Annotated in this window: 1 pseudogene; it reads right to left on the reverse strand. The window is 54.9% G+C overall.

Annotated elements, in window-relative coordinates:
* Window positions 1-50 precede the first annotated feature (50 nt).
* Window positions 51-257: pseudogene (locus tag FDX22_RS21015) on the reverse strand (MFS transporter); the annotation flags it as partial.

Here is a 257-nt window from a genome sequence, read left to right on the forward strand (position 1 = left end):
GTGAAGTTATTGGCTAAACCCGGTTGGCCCGATGGCGCGAACTATCGGGCTTATCGACGCTTATTTGACACTGCGCTTCCCGCATCGCGGGTAAGGCGCAGGGTATCAACCATTCCTATCAGGCAAATCATGGCGATAGCGACGAATGCCAGCCGGAAACTGATGCCGGGTATCGCACCCAGTGACAACCATTCACTCACTTGATCCCCGATACGGATCCCGATAGCCGCCAACGAAATCCCTAATCCAACAGCCAG

Origin of the sequence: Citrobacter sp. TBCS-14 (assembly GCF_005280805.1) — a bacterium.
Lineage (GTDB): Bacteria > Pseudomonadota > Gammaproteobacteria > Enterobacterales > Enterobacteriaceae > Citrobacter > Citrobacter gillenii.